This is a genomic window from Virgibacillus sp. 7505, from assembly GCF_002272135.1.
Classification (GTDB): Bacteria; Bacillota; Bacilli; order Bacillales; family Amphibacillaceae; genus Terribacillus.
The window spans coordinates 1-226 of sequence record NZ_NPBF01000365.1; the positions used below are offsets into that span (position 1 = coordinate 1).

The window sequence follows — 226 nt, forward strand, 5'->3', positions numbered from 1 at the left end:
TTCTGCCAGACATTGCTGTTTCTCTTAATCTAAGCGAAGCAGATGGCGGCTTTATTGGCGCACTTGCGTTTGCTTCCTACACGCTTGCGTTAGTTGCTTCTTCTCGTTTGATCCGTTATTTCGGGCAATACAGCATTATGTTGGCTGCTGGCATGAGTGCTATCGTCGGCATGCTTGGGATTGCGTTTTCGCCAAGCTTCCCTTTTTTGGCAACCGCCGTATTTAT

General features: G+C 47.8%; 1 pseudogene. It reads left to right on the top strand.

Going from position 1 to position 226, the window contains the following annotated elements:
- Positions 1 to 226: pseudogene (locus CHH91_RS20780) on the top strand (MFS transporter); the annotation flags it as partial.